Below are 18649 nucleotides of genomic sequence, written 5' to 3' on the forward strand. Positions count from 1 at the left end.
CAGTGTCGGGACCCAGGCCAGCTCGGACTCACTCCACGTCGTCGGCCCCGCACAACAGATGCTGCGCTTCATCGCAGATTTTGGGCATGTCTTCCGCGAACGCACCAAGGCTATGGACGACCTGACCCGCGCGCACAACGAAGCCTTGCTGCAGCTATGCATGGCCGCTGAAGCCCGCGACGATGACACCTCTGTCCACATCGTGCGCATAGGCTATCTCGCCCAGAAGTTGGCGCTGCTTCTCGGCTCGACACCGGCCTTTGCAAGCCTGCTGCGAAGGGCTGCGCCCATGCACGACATTGGAAAGATCGGCACACCCGACCATGTGCTCAAGAAGGCCGGCCCCCTCACGCAGGAAGAGCGAGAAATCATCCAGCGCCATCCCCAGATTGGCGCCGAGATCATCGGCAAATCGAGCGTTCCCGTCTTTCGCATGGCGGCCGAAGTTGCACTGACGCACCATGAACGCTTTGACGGCACGGGCTACCCCCGCAGGCTGGCAGGTGAAGATATTCCGTTGTCGGGCCGAATCACAGCCATCGTGGATTTTTACGACGCATTGACCATGGACCGGGTCTATCGGCCGGCCATGAGCCCGGCGACAGCCCTGCGGATGCTCGTTGAACAGAGCGGTACGGCATTCGACCCCGTGATCGTGCACACTTTCGTCCAGCACTTTGATCAACTGGACGCCCTGAGGCAGAAGATCACCCAGGAGCGCCCAGGCTTCGCCGACTTGATCGATGGGCATTGAATGCCCTACACCCGGGACACCAGCATGCAAACCCTTGTTCGAATTCTCTGTGGCAGCGCTATCGCCCTCTTTTTACTCTGGAAGCCCGCGCTGGCCGGCCCTGTGCAGGAAAGGGTATCAGCCCAGCATGCGGTTCGCGTCTGCATCTGGCCCGACTACTACGGGATCAGCTTTCGCAACCCCCGAACCCAACAACTCGGCGGGATCGACATCGACCTGTCTACCGAACTGGGCAAGGACCTCAAGGCCAGGGTGGAATATGTCGAGTCGTCCTTCGCCACCCTCATCGACGACCTGGTGGCGCAGCGTTGCGACGTGGGCATGTTCGCCATCGGCATGCTGCCCCAGCGCATGGCCCACCTCAAGTTCACCCAGCCCTATCTGAACAGCGACATCTACGGCATCACCACCAGGAGCAATGCCGTTATCAAACAATGGGCAGACATCGACCAGCCCGGCGTGCTGGTGGCTGTGCAGGCGGGCACCTTCATGGAGCCCGTGATGGGAGAGCGCCTCAAGCATGCCAAGCTGGTCAGGATAAGCCCCCCCGCCACACGCGAGCACGAACTGGAAGCGGGAAGGGTGGACGTGTTCATGACCGACTTTCCGTACAGCCGGCGCCTGCTCGACAACGCCGACTGGGCACGCCTGGTGTCGCCGCCCAAGCCGGTCTTCGTTCTACCCTACGCCTACGCGGTCAAACCGGGCGACGATGCCTGGCTCAAGACCATGAATGACTTCGTGGCACGCATCAAGCGCGACGGCCGGCTCGATGCCGCAGCCGCCAGACACGGACTGACAGAAATCGTCGTGCGCTGACATGGTGCCGCTGTTTGCCCGCAGGCCCCGTGCCCTGCCCAGGCGGGGCCTGGTAACGCTCAGCCGCAAAGGCAGCAATGCCGCATTGCTCGGCGGCGTGCTCCTGGCAACGGCGGCACTCGCAGCCACGGGATGGATGCTACACAAGGACAGAAGCCAGGCCATCGCTTTGGATACGCAGAGCGCTGAACTCCTGGCGCGCATGCTGGAGGACCAAACGACCCGCACGGTCGAAAGCGGCATCCTGGTCCTGACGACGCTGAGCGATGCCAACGCGCTGCACGCCCCAGGGGCCGATCTGCCGCGAACCGAATCCTTTCTGCGGGAGGCGCTGGAAGGGGCTCCATTCCTGCGCTCCATCCTGGTCGTGGATGCCACGGGACTGGTAATTGCCAGCAGTTCGCCCCAGGAGTCAGGAATTGCCATCGATCTGCGCAAACTGGGGCAACTCCCCCCAAAGGGAAAGACCCTTCTGGGCGCTTGGACCGCCGGCCGCGGCGTGGGCAGCCTGCGCACCGATGCATCCCGCAGCGCCACTCCCCCGGGCCTGGGCTTCATCCCCCTGGTACGCAAATTCGTCACACCCGATGGCCAGGACCTGTTCCTGGTGGGGCTGATCAACCCCGACGCGCTGGCCAACCAGCAGCACCTGGCGATGGGCCAGGCCGGCTTCAACTCCACGATCACCTCGTACACAGGCCAGGTGCTGGCAACGTCCCTGCAATCGGCCCGCCAGGGCACCCAGGCCGGCGACCTGCCCGTGTTCACCCACCACCTGCCCCAGCGCGAGCATGGCAGCTACCAGGGGGCGGGGCTTGGCGGCAGCAGGCAGATAGTCGCCTTCCGCGTATCCCGAACCCAGCCACTGGTCATTCTTGTCGAGGACCCTGTGGACATGGCCATCGAACGCTGGTGGGCCGAGTCAAGGGGGCTCTTCTGGCTCAGCTACGCGGCGGGAGCGGCGGTACTGCTGCTCACCCTGGTGGCCTGGCGCAGCATGCGCGCGCGGGAGGCGGCCAACTACACCTCTCGCCAGGCCCAGGTGCGCATTGCCCACAGCGAGCGCGAGCTGGCGGTGTTGATGCGCAGCGTGCAGGAGGTGATCTTTCGCACCAACACGGCCGGGCGCATCACCTTTGTCAATGCGCGCTTGGCCTCGCTCATCGGGGGCAGCGAATCAGCGGCCATCGGCCGACCGCTCAAGGAACTGGTGGAACCCGAATCCAAGAACGCCGTGGAGCGGCTCTTTGCGCAGGGTGAAACCGGGGGCGTGCGCACCTGCCCTGCTGTGATCCGCCTGGGCGACGGCCGCCAGCTGCATTTCGATCTCGCGGTGGTGCCGCTGCTGGAAGATGGCACCCTGGCGGGCTTTGCCGGCAGTGCCGTCGACGTGACCGAGCGCTGGGTCGCGCAGCAGAGCCTGCACAGCGAGCTGGAATTTCGCAGCCAGGTGCTGGAGATGAACCCCCTGCCCATCTCCATGACCGACCTGCACGGACGGCTGGTGCTGGGCAACCGTGCCTGGGAAGACTACAAGGGCCGCGAGCGCACGCAGGTCATTGGCCTGCGCCTGAGCGACTTCCTACCCTCCGAGGAAACGGCCAGCCACCGGGTGGCCGATGAGCAACTACTGCACCAGGGTGGCCAGGTGACATTCGAGACGCGGGTGCTCCACGGGGGCCGGACCTGGCGCGACACCCGGGTCACGAAAGCCCTGGTGACCGATGCAGCAGGGCTGCCCACAGGCATTCTGTGCACGCTGATGGATGTGAGCGACTTCCGCGAAGCCGAGCGGCTGACCCGCGAGGCCCACCAGGCGTCCGAGGAGGCGTCCCGCGCAAAATCCGAGTTCGTGGCCAACATGAGCCATGAGTTGCGCACGCCCCTGCAGTCCATCATGGGCTTCTCGGAACTGGGCATGCTGCGTGGCAAGGACCACGCGCGGTTGGCGGGCATGTTCGAGGACATCCACCGCTCGGGCGAACGCATGCTCACCTTGGTCAACGACCTGCTGGACGTGGCCAAGCTGGAGAGCACGGTGGGCACCTTCCACCTGGAGCGCATCGATCTGCGGGGCGTCATACACCCCGTATTACACGAACTGGAACCCCTGCTGCACCAGCGCAAACTGCACCTGGACGTGAAACTGGGCGACCTGCCCCTCATCGCCAAGGTGGATCCCGTGCGCTTTCAGCAGGTCATCCGCAATGTGGTGGCCAATGCCATCCGATTCTCGCCGGAAGCATCGCCCATCACCCTGCTGGGCAGGGTGGACAGCCGGGGCCAGATCCGGCTGGCCGTGCGCGACCATGGCCCAGGCATCCCGGAAGACGAGCTCGGTGCCATCTTCGAAGCCTTCAAGCAGTCCAGCAAAACCAAGGACGGCTCGGGCGGCACGGGCCTGGGCCTGGCCATCTGCAAGAAGATTGTGGAGGCCCTCGGCGGGCAGATCTATGCCGAAAACGTGAGACAGGGCGGCTCGGTGTTCCACATCATCCTGCCGGCGCGCGGCGCCACCGAAACCGTTCCCGCAGAGCTGTAGCAGCCCTCCTGAGGCACAAAAGCAGTGGGCCATACCCAGAAGCGCATGGCCCTGGCTCGCCTCCTGCCGGCTGAAAGCCGCTGGCCGACGCCGAATCTGCACAAATAGAAATTTCACTGTGCACTGCTCGATCTTGTAAAAATTCGCTTGCAAAAATCATTTATATCATTAAAATTTGATCATTGTCGCAATTTGTACAGCTTCCATGTCTACCAGCCTGACCCCCATGCGCTCTTCCTCCACCGTCGTTTCGGACGACCCCATCCTGCCCGGCGAGTACCTCGCCTTTCGCCTGGGCGCAGAGCAATACGGCATCGACATCCTGCGCGTGCAGGAAATCCGCTCCTATGAGCAGCCCACGCGCATGGCGCATTCGCCCGACTTCATCAAGGGAGTGATCAACCTGCGCGGGCGCATCGTGCCGATCCTGGACCTGCGCATGAAACTGCAGTGCTCCGAGGTGGCCTACAACGAATTCACCGTGGTCATCATCCTGGACATCGGCTCCAGCGTGATCGGCGCAGTGGTGGACTCCGTGGCCGATGTGGTGCAGCTCACGCCCGACCTCATCAAACCCGCACCCCAGTTCGAAACCAGCGGTGCGGTGGACCCATCGTTCGTGCAGGGCATCGCCAACGTGGACGACCGCATGCTGATCCTGATGGACATCGCAGCACTGCTCAGCCGCCAGGAAATCGGGCTGGTCGAATCGGCAGCGGTGGCCGCCTGACACGGCGCGCCCCCCACTCCAAGCGATCACAGAAGCCGTGCCTCGCCCAGCCAAAGCCCGGCCCCCCACCCAGAACTCCATTGCCATGAACAACCTGAAAATCTCCACCCGCCTCGCGGGCACCTTCGCAGCCCTGGTGGCCGTATTGCTGGCCGTCGTCATCGCCGCCTGGTCGCAACTGGCGGCCATGGGCACCCAGACCCGAGAGATCACCGAAAACTGGCTGCCCAGCGTGGAATTTATCAATCAGATCGAAGGCGACATTGCCAAGGCGCGCTTGTTTGAATTGCGCCACGTGATGGCCACGGACGCACACGCCACCGCTGCACACGACAAGTCCCTGGCCGAGCTGCAGGCAGAGCTGGAAAAGCTGAAGAAATCGTACGAAGCCCTCATCAGTTCCCCCGAAGAGCAAAAGCTGTACGACGAATTCCTGGCAGACCGCAAGAAGTACGTGGAGCTTACGGCGAAGATTTTCGAATCCTCGCGCAAGAACGACAAGGAACAGGCTTCGACCTTGTTGGGCGGAGAATCCTTGCAGCTTTTCAACAAAACCTCAGCAGGCCTGGCCAAGCTGGTGGAGCTCAACAGCAAGGGCGCGCGACAAGAAGCCGAAAATGCCAAGAAAACCGAGGCAACGGCGCGAGTCGTGTTGACGGCAGTAGCAGTTGCAGCGGTGGTCCTCGCATCACTGGCAGCGCTGTGGCTGATCCGTTCCATCACCCGGCCGCTGGAGCAGGCGGTTGACGTAGCTGACCGCATCGCCCAAGGCGACCTCAGTGGCAACATCGTCGTGCAGTCGCAGGACGAGACCGGCCAGCTGCTCAGCGCACTGCAGCGCATGCAGCAAAGCTTGGTGAGCACGGTCAGCACCGTGCGGCAGAGCGCGGAAGGCGTGGCCTCGGCCAGCTCCGAGATTGCATCCGGCAACAGCGACCTGTCCAGCCGCACGGAGCAGCAGGCATCGGCGCTGGAAGAGACGGCAGCTTCCATGGAGGAACTGGGCTCCACCGTGCGCCAGAATGCCGACAACGCGCGTCAAGCCAATCAACTGGCCGTGAGCGCTTCCACGGTGGCGGTGCAGGGTGGCCAGGTGGTCAGCGAAGTGGTGGAGACGATGAAGGAGATCAACGCCAGCAGCAGCAAGATCGCCGACATCATCTCGGTGATCGATGGCATCGCCTTCCAGACCAATATCCTGGCCCTGAATGCGGCGGTGGAAGCCGCCCGGGCGGGCGAGCAGGGCCGCGGCTTTGCCGTGGTGGCCAGCGAAGTGCGCAGCCTGGCCGGCCGCAGTGCCGACGCCGCCAAAGAGATCAAGAGCCTGATCACCGCCAGCGTGGAGCGGGTGGAGCAAGGCACCCTGCTGGTGGACAAGGCCGGCACCACGATGACCGAGGTGGTGGCCTCGATCCGGCGCGTGACCGACATCATGGGCGAGATCAGCGCCGCCAGCAGCGAGCAGGCAGCCGGCGTGGGCCAGGTGGGAGAAGCGGTCACGCAGATGGACCAGGCCACGCAGCAGAACGCGGCGCTGGTGGAAGAGATGGCGGCGGCCGCAAGCAGCCTGAACAGCCAGGCCGGCGAGTTGGTCAACGCAGTGGCGGTGTTCAAGCTGAACGCCAGCGCAAGCCCCCGCATCACACCGGCCCCTGCGCCGCGCGCGTCCACGCCCGCCCCCCGCGCCCCGTTGGCCCAGCGCACCGCACTGCCCAAGGCCAATGGCCGCTTGACTGCCAGCCAAGCCAAGCCGCTGCCGGGCCCTCTGCCACCGAAGGCCAGCCCAGCCTTGGCGACCAGCACAGCTGGCGCGAGCGACGAGTGGGAGAGCTTCTGACCCACTGCAGCCTGGCCGTCGCCATTGTGATGTGGCGGTGGCCGAGGCGTGGGGTGAGCAGCCTGAATTCCGTTCCTTGCCGTTTGATGCCAGCACCTTCCCGGAGCTTTCCCCATGAACTCGCCATCCACCGTTGCGTCCGACTTGCGGCTGCCAGACCCGGGCCCGCGCACACAGGCCCTTTACGACACCATCAACCGCGTGCAGGCGGTCGTCGAGTTTTCGCTCGATGGCCGGGTTCTGCATGCCAATGACAATTTCCTGCAGACCTTCGGCTATTCGCTGCACGAGGTGCAGGGCCAGCACCATCGCATGTTCTGTACGCCGGAGTTTGCCAAGTCGCGCGAGTACTCCCTCTTCTGGGACCGGCTGGGCAGAGGCGATGTCTATGCGGGCGAGTACCGGCGCCTGGACAGGCACGGAAGGGACGTCTGGATACAGGCCTCATACACCCCTGTGCTCGCCGCCGACGGCAGGCCGGAAAGCGTGGTCAAGTTCGCCACGGACATCACGGCCGAGAAGCTGCACCACATCGAATCCGACGGCAAGCTCGATGCCCTGTCGCGCTCGCAGGCGGTCATCGAGTTCGACATGCAGGGCACGGTCATCGACGCCAACCCCAACTTCCTGCGCGCACTGGGCTACACCCTGCCGGAAATCAAGGGCCAGCACCACAGCATGTTCTGTACGCCCGAACTGGTGAAGTCTGCTAAATACCGCAACTTCTGGGCCGATCTGTCGCTGGGCAAGTTCCAGAGCGGACGCTACAGGCGGCTGGGCAAGCATGGCGCAGAGGTCTGGATACAGGCCACCTACAACGCCATCATGGACGCACATGGCAAACCGTACAAGGTGGTCAAGTTCGCCATGGACGTGACCGAACAGGTCCACCGGGAGCAAACCATCCGCGACAAGGTCCCGAGGATATCTGCCATGCTGGGGCAACTCTCCGATTCCACCGAAGGCATCACCAGCAGTTCCCAGCAATCGCTTGCGCTTGCGCTCTCGGCCCAGGAGGAGGCGTCTGGCGGGGCGGCCCTGCTGGAGCGCTCGCGCGAAGCGACAAGGCAGATCCAGAATGCGTCGCGCAGTGTCAACGATATTGTGGACAGCATCCGCGACATCGCCAGCCAGACGAATTTGCTGGCCTTCAATGCCGCCATCGAAGCTGCCCGTGCCGCCGAGCACGGGCTGGGCTTTTCGGTCGTGGCCGACGAGGTTCGCAAGCTGGCAGAAAAGTCGTCCGCTGCGACCAAGGGCATCAGCCAGTTGATGACCGAAACCCTGCTGCGCATCGAAGAGGGCAGTCGGCTCTCGGAGCAGGTCGAAGAGGTGTTTGCACGCATCACACGTGCCGTAGGCAATTCCTGCGCTGCCATGACAGATATCCACAAGGCATCGGCGCAACAGGCGCAGGCGACGCACAGTGCTGCGCAACTGCTGTCCGAGTTGCATGGCGCTGCAGATCGGAGTTGAAAAAAGTGTCTGCCGCATCTTCTTCCTCGCCACATTCGGCCATGCGCTACGCCATGGTCCGCGCGGCGGGCATTACCCTGGCAGTGTCGGCCAACGAGGTAGGTCAGGCGCTGCAGCTCGCCGAGTCGGCAGCGCATCTGCCGCGCAGCGAGCGCACGCTGCTGGGGGTCTTCGAACACCGGGGGCAGGTGGTGCCCGTGGTCGATCTGGCCTGCTGGGGCAGCCTGCAGCCGCCAGGCGACGGCGCAGTGCCCGCCCAGGTGCTGCTGCTGCACAAGTCGGGGCGGGTGACGGGCATCGCCATTGAACGCACGGTGGGCATCGCCCTGGTCGAACCCGGCGCAGTGCAACGCGTGCACCATGAAAACGCCGGACAAGAGCTGTTCCACAGCGTCCTGCAGGTACCGGGGTTCGAGCAGCCCTTTCCCCTGCTGGATACGGAGCATCTTTTGCAGCAGACCCAGGTCTGGGTTCAGGAGCAGCCAGCCATCCGCCAGGCGCTGGGTGGCTCTGCAGCATCCGACAGCCCGCCCTTCACCGAGGGCAGCATTGTTGACGGGCGCCCCACCCATACGGAGACCCATGTCGTGGTCGAACTCGGTGGATTGCGCCTTGCCGTGCCGGTTCAGTCCGTGGGCACTTTGATGCCGGCCCCAGCCATGCAAAAGCTGCCGAACATGGCGACGGGTCTGCTGGGCGTGTTCGCCTGGGGCGCACGCCAGGTCCCCGTGGTTCGCATGCACCAGGCGTTGGGGCTGCAGCAACCTGCTCCCGACAGCCCGCCCGAGCCCTGGCTGCTGTTGGTGCGCACGGACAACGAAGCGCTGGGGATACTGGTCGACCATTTTGTGGCCGTGCAGAGGTTCGATTCGCGCCGGCTGCAGCCTGCCGGCTTACCGCTGGGAGCCGGCGTGGCTCCCGATCCCGGCGACCCCGCAGGGCGCCCCATACAGTTGCTCAGTGTCGCCGCACTGTTCAGCGCCATGCCTGTGGGTGCCATCGGTGGCGACGCGCAGCGCGGGACGCCAGCGCCTGGCAACGCCAGCATGGCCCAAAGCCTGGAGGGACGCTCTCGCGATGGAACACCCGTCTCGACGGAGGCCCACCTGGTCTTCAAGGCAGGGCGCACCATGGCGACACCTCTGAAGGGCATCCAGGAGGTTGTGATGGACGACGCCGCCACAGGGGCCGCAGACCTGCCCCGTACAACCCATTTCCAGTGGCGCGGCACGCTGGTGCCTCTGCTGGACCTGCGCCTCGCAACGGAGGGCGTGCCCAGCGCCGCAGGCGCCGAGGCACGTATGCTCATCGTTAAAGAAGGCAACCAGTTGACCGCCTTGGTGGTGGAGGCTGTGATCGATCTGGTACCCGCTTTCGTGGGCACACTGGTCTCGCTGCAAATGAACCAGGGCCGTACCCTCCAGGTGCTTACGGCCCCGATAGCCGGCAGGCAGGAAAGCTTCGAAATCGTGGACATCGGGCAACAGTCACTGGTATTCCAGGACCGCGCACGGCATGCGCAAGATCGACAGATGCCCCGTGCGAACCATGCATCCCGGGCCGCTGCATCGACAGCGAGCCAAGAGAAGGCCCGCCAGGCTGAACAGGGCCTTCTGCCATCGTGAACACTTGATCGCGGCCCAAGGGCAGCTACTACAGGAACCCAGTTCATGCTCAAGCGCATCAGCATCCAGCACCTTACCTTGGGCATGTACGTGCACGACTTCTGCGGTTCCTGGATGGACCATCCGTTCTGGCGCGCCAAGTTTGTTCTGAAGGACCCCAAGGACCTGGAGCGCATCAAGTCGGCCTCCATCGAGGAGGTCTGGATCGACACCTCCACGGGCCTGGACGTGGCGGCCGGTGTGCACTCCGTCTCGCGCGAGGAGGCAGACATCCAGGTGGAGACCGATTTCGGCATGCTGGAGAAGCTGCCGCCCCTGCAGGTGGATCCCCCCTCTCCGCCCTCGCCTCCCCCTGCTCCACGTCGCGCACGTGGCCGGGATGCCGCCAGCATGCACAGCGAACTGCAGGCGGCAGCCACCATCTGCATCGAGTCCAAGCAGGCAGTTGTCACCATGTTCAGCGAAGCACGCATGGGCAAGGCCGTGAATGCCGAGAACGCCCGCAGCCTGGTCGAAGAGATCTCGGACTCCGTCACGCGCAACCCTGGCGCCCTGATCAGCCTGGCCCGCCTGAAGACGGCCGACGACTACACCTACATGCATTCGGTGGCGGTGTGCGCTTTGATGGTGGCACTGGCCAGGCAGATCAACCTCAACGAGGAGCACACGCGCGTGGCCGGCATGGCCGGGCTGCTGCATGACCTGGGCAAGGCGGCCATTCCGCTGGGGGTGCTCAACAAGCCAGGCAAGCTCACGGATGAAGAGTTCACCGTGATCCAGAGCCACCCGGTGCAGGGCTACCTGATGCTCAAGGAGGGCGGCAGTGTGGAAGATGCGGTGCTCGATGCCTGCCGCCACCACCACGAGAAGATGGATGGCTCAGGCTACCCCGACCAGCTCAAGGGCGAGCAGATCACCCTGATCGCGCGCATGACGGCCATCTGCGACGTGTACGACGCCATCACCTCCGACCGCCCCTACAAGCGCGGCTGGGACCCGGCGGAGTCGCTGCGCCGCATGGCCGAGTGGACCAAGGGGCACTTTGACCCACGCCTTTTCCAGGCGTTCGTGAAGAGCATCGGCATATACCCGGTGGGCTCGCTGGTGCGCCTGACGTCCGGGCGCATCGGCGTAGTAACCGAGCAGAACCAGCAGACCCTGACTTCGCCCAGGGTCAAGGTGTTTTTCTCCACCAAGTCGGATCTGCGCATTCCACTTGCCATGGTGGATCTGGCCGCCCCCGGCTGTGCGGAGAAGATCGTGGCGCGCGAAGACCCCGAGAAGTGGAAATTTCCGGACCTCAATGAACTGTGGCAACACTGATGTTTCCTTATGCATGGGGGAACAGCCACGGGCGAAGTCGTCGAATCCATTCGACGCATTGCAGACACAAGGACTAAATGAGCACCGCCAGCGATGAACACCGTATGGAGGGGGTTGACCAAATCAACCAGGCGGTTACGCAGATGGACCTAACGACCCGACACAACGCTGTTTTGCTCGAAGAGATGGCCGCAGTGGGGGCGAGCCTCAGCCAACAGGCCCATGGGCGTGTGGAAACAGTTGCCCAATTCAAGCGGCCAGGCCTTATGGGAGGCGTATTGCCTCTGTCCAATGGCGTGAACCGCCTTTCCCTGCTGGAACATACGCGCAACTCAGGCGCAACCTGCAGGCCGAGCGGCCCCCCTCCCCAACCTCTTGCGCCCATCACCGCACGCCCAGGCGTACGCCTTTGATGGCATCAGATCCAACGCTAACAATCGTCTTCAAAGTTGCACAAGGAGTGTGTCATGCCGTCCCGTCCTGCCTCCACCGCCCCCACCACGGCGTCCGGGGCCGCAGCCACCGCCCACGAAGCGGGCGAGTTCCTGGCCTTTCGCCTGGGTACCGAGTCGTATGGCGTCAGCATCCTGGGCATCCAGGAAATTCGTTTCTATGAGCCCCCCACGCGCATCGCGGGCGCGCCGCCCCACGTGCTGGGCGTGATCGACCTGCGGGGCGTGGTCATTCCCGTCATCGATCTGCGCGTCTGCCTCGGGCTGGCGCCGAGTTTCGACGCCAGCACCGTCACCGTCGTGATCAACCCCGATGGCCTCCAGACGGTGGGCCTGGTGGTGGATTCGGTGTCGGACGTGGTGGCACTGCAGGCTGCCCAATACCGGCAGATGCCCTCGCTGGGCGAGCAGGGCAGCACCCACCACGTCACCGGGCTGGCCTCCATCACGCAGGAGGGGCTGGAACGCACCCTGCTGATGCTGGACCTGCCCCGATTGCTCACCGCCCAGGCCCCGGCGGGCATGGCCATGGATAGGCCGGCCCCCTGAACACGGCCTGGCCATTGTTCAGGTGCACCCAGCGCCGATGCGCGATGGCATCGGCCGGGATCGCATCCATCGCATGCCAGCACGCCTGCCACTGCGCGTAACTGCTGCTGCGGCGTTCGTCGGCTTGCAGCCAGGCCTGGACCTTCGAGCCGGTTCCAGGAAGATACCGGGCGAAGGTAAACAGTTGCAACTGATAGGCCGCGCTACTCCGAACGGCCGTTTATCTTGTCCAGGCAATGCCAGAAGGCCTTCATCGCGATCTGCGGCTGCATTTCCACCGCGCATGGTAAGCAACAGGAGCGCTACTTGAGCGCTACCCCGTCGCCCTGTCGAAGGAAGTGTCCGGGATGTCTGTAAGAACCTGTGCCCGCGCACGGCAGCATTCAGTCCATGGCCGTCTTGCCCGGCGCCCAGTAGGCTTTTGACAGGATGCGCGAAGCTGGCACGCCGCGCGCCCTGAGCGCCTGGCGCGCCTGCTGGACCGACTGCGCCCGACCGGTGAGCAAGAACAGCGTACCATCGCCGCTGCGCCGTGACCACAGGTCGCCAATGGCCTGCACCCGCCGGGTCTCGTCACGCCGCTCCACCAGCAACGCCGGCGCCACACCCAGTGCCTGCAGCGCCAGCGCCGCTTCGGCGCTGGACTCCACTTCGAACACGCAGCGTGGCACGGCCCTGCCAGCCAGGGCCGCCATCAGCGCCCCGGCCAGGCCGAAGGAGGTCTCATCGCCATGCAGCACCACCGGCGCGGCGAGATCGCCCAGGGCCAGCGAGCGGTACGGCCCGAAGACCTGGCAGGCATCGCCGGCCCGCACACGCCGCAGCCAGTCGCTGCCCGGCCCCGCGCCATGCGCGCAACCCAGGAACCGAGTGCGGCCCTGCACCGCGTCGAACACGATGGGCGTAAAGGTGCGCGCCGTGAACGGCGCGGCCACTTTGACCTGCAGCTTGTGCCCAGGCTCCCAGGCCATGCCCTGCAGCGCCTCGCCCTCCAGCTCGACGAGCCGGAAATGCTCCGACACCCGTTCAACACCGGCCACCCGCGTGCCGCGCAGCAACAGCCGGACGAAAGTGCGCTCCAGCAGGCCCGGCTTGCGCTGGTCCTCAATAGAGTGCATGCCGCACCTCGTGCTCGTAGTGCGCGTTGATCTGCACCACCTGCTCGTCGCCGATCTGCGTCGAGGCACCGCCCAGCCGCGTGAGCTCGGCCAGCATCTGCCCGACCGTGGGCAGGCTGGCGCGGTCCACCTGCGATGCCGGGGCCCAGAGTTTGGCGCGGTTCACCGCCTTGCCACAGTGCATGAGCACCTCGCTGATGGCCACCACCGTGGCGGTCTTGGGCGTGCGCCCGCCTTCTGCCAGCTCGGCCAGCAGCTCGGGGGCGGTGGACACCCTGCCATGGCCATTGATGCGCAGGAACACCTCCAGCCCCGGAAAGATGAACAGCATGCCCACGCGGTCATCGCGCTCCAGGTTGCGCAGCGACTCGATGCGGTTGTTGCCCGGCCAATCGGCAAAGGCCACGGTGTGCGCGTCGAGCACGTGCACGAAGCCTGGCGGGCCGCCACGCGGAGAGGCGTCGAGCCCCTGGCCGCTGCCCGTGGCCAGGCAGAAGAAGGTCGCGGCCTTGAGGTACTGTTGGTGGCAACCGATGAGGTGATCGAGCACCGCCTTCTGGATCATCTCGGACGGCGGCGCGTACAGCGCATCGAGGTCGGGGACGTTTGCCGCCACCGGCTGTGGCACAGTCGGCTCGACCAGGGCGCGCAGCTGCGGGTCGCGGATCTCGAGCACGTCAAACAACCCCAGCGCGCGCAGCGCCGGCGCCAGGGCCTCGATGTCGCCCGTGGCCGCCGCGCGGGCCGCGGCGGTTGCACCGGGGTCCTGCAGTACCCGAGCATTGGCGAGAAAGGCCCCCACCGATCCCTTGCGGACGGTGACGCCACCCACCTCCACTTGGTTGACATGGTCTGGAAGAACGTCCTGTGCGCGCATGGCCTGGCTCCTTGTTGGTTGATGCGATGCAAACAAGAATAAGATGCATTCAATTGGCGGATGTAGACTGTATACGCCATTTGATTGCTCGAATCCGCCATTTCCAGCCCCTACCGCATCCCTCGCACCGATGTCCGACCTGCAGTTCGACCTCACCACCATCGACGCGCCCGACGGTCCGCTGGTTATTGCGCTCGCCGGCACACAGGACGGTGAGCGCATGTCCGAGCCGCACCAGCACGCGCGCGGCCAGCTGTTCGGCTCGCTGCGCGGGCTGATCTCGGTGAAGGTGGAGGATGCGCTGTGGGTCGTGCCCGCCATCCATGCCGTGTGGCTGCCGCCGCACCACCGGCATGCGGCGCAATCGCATGGGCCCTTCTATGGCTGGAGCGTGTACGTCGAGCCGGCCGCCTGCCAGGGCCTGCCCGCCAGGCCCTGCACGCTGCGCACCTCGGGCCTGCTGCGCGAGGCCGTGCTGCGCGCGGCCGAATGGCCGGCGGGCCCGCTGGATGCCAGCCAGTCGCGCGTGGCCGGCGTGATCCTGGACGAAATCCGCAGCCTCCCGGTCGAGCCCCTGGGCCTGCCCCTGCCCAAGGATGCGCGCCTGCTGCGCATTGCACGGGCCCTGATCGACGACCCGGCGGACGGGCGCGACCTGGAGGCCTGGGCCCGGTGGGCGGCACTGAGCTCGCGCACGCTGAGCCGGCGCTTCGTGGAGGAAACGGGCTTCAATTTCACTGCCTGGCGGCAGCGCGCGCGCCTGATGCGCTCGCTGGAGATGCTGGCCGCAGGCATGCCGGTCAACGCCATTGCGCTGGACCTGGGCTATGCCACGGCCAGTGCGTTCGTCACCCTGTTCCGGCGCACCTTTGGCGAAACGCCGGCGGTGTACCGGCAGCGGCTGTAGCTCAGATCTGCACCGTGAGGTAGACGCCCTCGCGCCCCACCACCGGGTCGCGCGTGGGCATGAAGATGGTGCAGTCGTCGCAGGGCGAGCGGATTTCCTTGTCCCCGTCCACCGCGATCAGTTCGCCCTTGGCAAAGGTCTCGAAGCCGATCACCGGCCGCGTGAAGGTGAACCGCGGCGTCTGCACCAGGTGCACCTCCAGCAGCCGAAAGCGCCGCGCGGGCGCCGCATCGGCCTGCGGCGCAATCGCATCAATGAGGCCGTGGTGCGCCAGGAAGCGCAAGGTGACATCCGTGGCCAAGTCGGCCGCCGACCGGGCGAAATGCTGCCCGCACTCCACCACCACCGCGCCTCGGCTGTCGCTGGCCGGGTCGCCGTGGCGCGCATAGGACATGACGCCCGTGCCCGGCGCCGCGCCCGGTGGCATCACCAGGTGCACCAGCGGCTTGCCCACGGCCAGGGTGAGCGCGGCATTGCGCGCGAACTCCGGGTAGACCCAGAAGGGCTGCACCGGTGCGCGCGTGGAATGGATGTCGAGGATGCTGTCGGCCGCGGCCAGCACCGGGCGCAGCTCGCGGGCGCGGCGCAGCTCGGGGCTGTGCTCGCTGCCATCGAGCATTTCGGGCGACCAGATGCGGTTGAGGTTGTGCACCAGTTGGCGGTTCTCGTAGGGCCGCTCGATGTCGAAGGCTTCGTAGGCCTCCACGTTGGCAAAGCTCACCGTGAGCGTACCGATCTTCGGGCGCACCCCCGTGTCCAGCAGGTGCGTGGCCGCCACCATGCCGCAGATCTCGTTGCCGTGCGTGAGCGCGTTGATGAGCACATGCGGGCCGGGCCGACCCGACTCGAAGCGGTGCACGTAGGCTATGCCGGTGTTGCCCTGGCGGTAGGCCGACAGATCGCGCGGCAGCACCTCCAAGGGCGAGTTGTCGGGGGCGAAGGCGGCTGCTTGGGACACGGGCGGCTTACTCACCGCGGATGCCCAGGCGCTTGACCAGATCGCCATACACCGCCAGGCGCTCGCCCATCATCGCGGTGAACTGGGCGGACGACAGGGCCTCGGGTGCGAGCATGCCGCGGGTCTGCAGGGCTTCGACCATGGCGGGCTGCTCGGCCACGGCGCGCACGGCCTTGTACAGTGCGGCCTGCACGTCCGGTGGCGTCTTGGCCGGGGCTGCCAGGCCGATCCACGAGGTGGCATTGCTCAGGGGGTAACCCAGCTCCTCCAGGGTCGGCACATCGGGGAGCACGGCCAGGCGCGTGGGCGCGGCCACTGCCAGTGCGCGCAGCTTGCCAGCCTGGATCTGCGGCAGGAAGGGGCCCAGGTTGTCCAGGCCAAACTGCACCTCATTGGCGACCAGGGCCGTGATCATCGGGCCGCCGCCTTTGTAGGGCACGTGCACGGCGTCGATCTGCGTGGTGCTCTTGAACAGCTCCACATTGAGCTGGCCCATGCTGCCTGGCCCGGCGCTGCAGTAGTTGAGTTTGCCGGGGTTGGCCTTCACGTGCGCGATGAACTCCTTGACCGTCCTGGCCGGCACGGCCGGGTTCATCACCAGCACATTGGGCGTGCGCGCCAGTTGGGCGATGGAGGCGAAGTCCTTGATCGGGTCGTAACCCACGTTCGCCTGCGTGAGCGGGTTGGCCAGGTGCGAGCTTTGCGAGGACACGACCAGCGTGTAGCCATCAGGCTTGGCGCGCGCCACCTGGGCGCTGGCGATGGAGCCGCCGGCACCGGCCCGGTTGTCGACCACCACCGAGGTGCCCAGCGCCTTGGCCAGCGGTTCGGCATAGAGGCGCGCGATCAGGTCCACCGAGCCCCCGGCAGGGAACGGCACCACCAGCGTGACCGGGCGGGACGGGAAGGCCTGCGCCTGCGCGCCCAGCGGCAGTGCAGCAGCCAGGCCCGCGCCCAGCAGGGTGCGGCGGCTCAACGGAAGAACGGTGGACAGCTGTGTCATGGGAATTCCAGTGGACAGGTTGCAGACGGGAGGCCGTTTATGGCAGTTTTTTGAAGATATTCTTGCATTTCAAAAAATATTTTGCAACGATATCTCCAAAAATTCAGCCACTGCCGATCTACGCACATCGACCCATGGCCACGACCAACCTGAACCAACGCATCGCCAGCTACGGCAAGAAACTCACCAAGAGCGAGCAGCGCCTGGTGGCCGCGCTGCAGGAGCGCTACCCGCAGGGCCTGCTCGAATCGGCCACCCAGCTCGCGCGGCAGGTGGGCACCAGTGCCTCCACCGTGGTGCGGCTGCTCACCAAGCTGGGCTATGGGAGCTACGCCGAGGCGCAGATGGAGGCCCGTTCGGAAGTGACGGCCCTGCTCGCCACGCCGGGCACGCGGGCCGATGCGGTCATCGGCGACGACACCTCCATCCGCTCCTGCCTGGACAATGTGCTGCTGCACGACCAACACAACCTGGCCACCACCTTTGCCGCGCTGGATGTGGCGGCCTTCGAGGCCACGGTGCGCCTGCTCACGCAGCGCAAGGCGCGCGTGCACCTGCTGGGACAGCGCCATGGCACCCCCATTGCCGGCCACCTGGCGCTGCACCTGAACATGTGCCTGCCCGGGGTGCACCTGATGGCGGCCACCAGCCCCTTGTTCATCGAAGACGAGATGCTCTGGCTGGGCGAGCACGACGTGCTGCTGGCCCCCACCTTCCGCCGCCACTCGCTGGCCATCGCCCGCGCTGCCAAATACTTCCGGGAGCAAGGCGCCAAGGTGGTGCTGATGACCGACGACCCCACGGCGCCCGCAGTCGCCTCGGCCGACCACGTGCTGCTGGTGCGCACTTCGAGCGCCTCGCCGTTCGACTCGTACACGGCCGCGCTGTCGGTTGCCAACGCGCTCGTGATGGCCGTGGCACAGCGCCGCAAGAAGGAGCTGGGCGCCGCATTGGAGCGGGGAGAAGCCCTGTGGGCCAAGCACTGGAAGGAAGGCGCCGCCTGAAGGTTGCCCCGCGGGAACTCCCCGCACGCCGCATGCATCCCATGGCGATGCACACCCCCACCCTGCCCCGGCGCACCGTCGCCGCTGCCCTGGTCGCCGCCCCCGCGCTCTGGCTGGGCGTGCGCGCCCAGCCCGCTGCCGCACGCATCGCCACGCCGTCGCAGACCGAGGGCCCCTTCTACCCCGTGCGCCTGCCCGACGATGCGGACCATGACCTGCTGCGCAACGGCCGGCTGACCTACCGGGGCGGCCAGCCCGCCTGGGTCGAGGGCACGGTGACCGACCTGGCCGGCCAACCGGTGCGCGGCGCCCAGGTGGAGATCTGGCAGTGCGATGAAAAAGGCCACTACCACCACCCGGGCGATGGCGGCAAGGCCGACGCCGCCTTCCAGGGCTTTGGCCGGGTGACCGTGGGGCAGGATGGCAGCTACCGCTTTCGCACCATCCGCCCCGTGCCGTACAGCGGGCGCACGCCCCACGTGCACTTCAAGGTGCGCCTGGGGCAGCGCGAGTTGCTGACCACACAGCTCTACGTGGCGGGCGATGCGGGCAATGCGCGCGATTTCCTGTGGCGCAACCTGCCCGAGGCGGGGCGCGATGCACTCACCGTGCCCTTCACGCGCGGGTCCGACGGGCTGCAGGCGCGCTTTCCCATCGTGGTCGCCGCCTGATCAC

At 65.9% G+C, this 18649-nt stretch carries 16 protein-coding genes; 12 read left to right on the forward strand and 4 right to left on the reverse strand.

Annotated elements, in window-relative coordinates; translation table 11 throughout:
* The first annotated feature begins 58 nt into the window (after positions 1 to 58).
* The 9 genes from ACK59X_RS05880 (at position 59) to ACK59X_RS05920 (ending at position 12107) form a co-directional block, all read left to right on the forward strand.
* Entirely contained in the window at positions 59 to 754 is a 696-nt protein-coding gene (locus tag ACK59X_RS05880; RefSeq protein ID WP_409956016.1) for an HD-GYP domain-containing protein, read from the forward strand.
* Positions 755 to 778: 24 nt separating this feature from the next.
* Positions 779 to 1573 carry an ABC transporter substrate-binding protein gene (locus tag ACK59X_RS05885; RefSeq protein WP_409955964.1) on the forward strand — a complete coding sequence of 265 codons (795 nt, stop codon included), beginning with the start codon at positions 779 to 781 and terminating at the stop codon, positions 1571 to 1573.
* Positions 1574 to 1775: 202 nt separating this feature from the next.
* Positions 1776 to 4115 carry an ATP-binding protein gene (locus ACK59X_RS05890; RefSeq protein ID WP_409955965.1) on the forward strand — a complete coding sequence of 780 codons (2340 nt, stop codon included), beginning with the start codon at positions 1776 to 1778 and terminating at the stop codon, positions 4113 to 4115.
* A gap of 226 nt (positions 4116 to 4341) precedes the next feature.
* Positions 4342 to 4845, forward strand: coding sequence for a chemotaxis protein CheW (locus ACK59X_RS05895; protein WP_409956017.1), 504 nt, complete (start codon positions 4342 to 4344; stop codon positions 4843 to 4845).
* An 85-nt stretch (positions 4846 to 4930) separates the two neighbouring features.
* The gene (locus ACK59X_RS05900; protein ID WP_409955966.1) at positions 4931 to 6682 is read left to right on the forward strand and encodes a methyl-accepting chemotaxis protein; all 1752 of its coding nucleotides are present in this window, start codon (positions 4931 to 4933) and stop codon (positions 6680 to 6682) included.
* A gap of 114 nt (positions 6683 to 6796) precedes the next feature.
* Positions 6797 to 8158: a methyl-accepting chemotaxis protein gene (locus tag ACK59X_RS05905; protein ID WP_409955967.1), complete on the forward strand. Its 1362-nt coding sequence runs from the start codon at positions 6797 to 6799 to the stop codon at positions 8156 to 8158.
* Between the two features lie 41 nt (positions 8159 to 8199).
* The gene (locus ACK59X_RS05910; protein WP_409955968.1) at positions 8200 to 9783 is read left to right on the forward strand and encodes a chemotaxis protein CheW; all 1584 of its coding nucleotides are present in this window, start codon (positions 8200 to 8202) and stop codon (positions 9781 to 9783) included.
* A gap of 45 nt (positions 9784 to 9828) precedes the next feature.
* On the forward strand, positions 9829 to 11106 hold the full coding sequence (locus ACK59X_RS05915) for an HD-GYP domain-containing protein (RefSeq protein WP_409955969.1): 1278 nt from the start codon (positions 9829 to 9831) through the stop codon (positions 11104 to 11106).
* Positions 11107 to 11573: 467 nt separating this feature from the next.
* A complete protein-coding gene (locus tag ACK59X_RS05920; RefSeq protein ID WP_409955970.1) occupies positions 11574 to 12107 on the forward strand; it encodes a chemotaxis protein CheW in 534 nt (177 codons plus the stop codon).
* A gap of 383 nt (positions 12108 to 12490) precedes the next feature.
* On the opposite strand, the gene ACK59X_RS05925 is transcribed toward ACK59X_RS05920, so the two are convergent.
* Together ACK59X_RS05925 and ACK59X_RS05930 are read right to left on the reverse strand one after the other, a co-directional pair.
* Positions 12491 to 13225 (reverse strand): siderophore-interacting protein, encoded by a 735-nt coding sequence (locus tag ACK59X_RS05925; protein WP_409955971.1) that lies wholly within the window; start codon positions 13223 to 13225, stop codon positions 12491 to 12493.
* Positions 13212 to 13868: an MSMEG_1061 family FMN-dependent PPOX-type flavoprotein gene (locus tag ACK59X_RS05930; protein ID WP_409956018.1), complete on the reverse strand. Its 657-nt coding sequence runs from the start codon at positions 13866 to 13868 to the stop codon at positions 13212 to 13214. The genes ACK59X_RS05925 and ACK59X_RS05930 overlap by 14 nt, the downstream gene beginning before the upstream one ends.
* Positions 13869 to 14232: 364 nt before the next feature.
* On the opposite strand from ACK59X_RS05930, the gene ACK59X_RS05935 reads away from it, so the two are divergent.
* On the forward strand, positions 14233 to 15009 hold the full coding sequence (locus tag ACK59X_RS05935) for an AraC family transcriptional regulator (protein WP_409955972.1): 777 nt from the start codon (positions 14233 to 14235) through the stop codon (positions 15007 to 15009).
* Between the two features lies 1 nt (position 15010).
* Here the strand turns inward: ACK59X_RS05935 and ACK59X_RS05940 are convergent, their stop codons facing one another.
* Positions 15011 to 15967 carry a succinylglutamate desuccinylase/aspartoacylase family protein gene (locus ACK59X_RS05940; RefSeq protein WP_409955973.1) on the reverse strand — a complete coding sequence of 319 codons (957 nt, stop codon included), beginning with the start codon at positions 15965 to 15967 and terminating at the stop codon, positions 15011 to 15013.
* A 7-nt stretch (positions 15968 to 15974) separates the two neighbouring features.
* Positions 15975 to 16970 (reverse strand): Bug family tripartite tricarboxylate transporter substrate binding protein, encoded by a 996-nt coding sequence (locus tag ACK59X_RS05945; RefSeq protein ID WP_409955974.1) that lies wholly within the window; start codon positions 16968 to 16970, stop codon positions 15975 to 15977.
* Between the two features lie 134 nt (positions 16971 to 17104).
* Here ACK59X_RS05945 and ACK59X_RS05950 point away from each other — a divergent pair, with 134 nt between their 5' ends.
* Both ACK59X_RS05950 and ACK59X_RS05955 read left to right on the forward strand, forming a co-directional pair.
* Positions 17105 to 17974 (forward strand): MurR/RpiR family transcriptional regulator, encoded by an 870-nt coding sequence (locus ACK59X_RS05950; protein ID WP_409955975.1) that lies wholly within the window; start codon positions 17105 to 17107, stop codon positions 17972 to 17974.
* Positions 17975 to 18015: 41 nt separating this feature from the next.
* A complete protein-coding gene (locus ACK59X_RS05955; protein WP_409955976.1) occupies positions 18016 to 18645 on the forward strand; it encodes an intradiol ring-cleavage dioxygenase in 630 nt (209 codons plus the stop codon).
* Positions 18646 to 18649 lie beyond the last annotated feature (4 nt).

It is taken from the genome of Acidovorax sp. (assembly GCF_046339755.1).
In the GTDB taxonomy this organism is placed as follows: domain Bacteria; phylum Pseudomonadota; class Gammaproteobacteria; order Burkholderiales; family Burkholderiaceae_C; genus Acidovorax.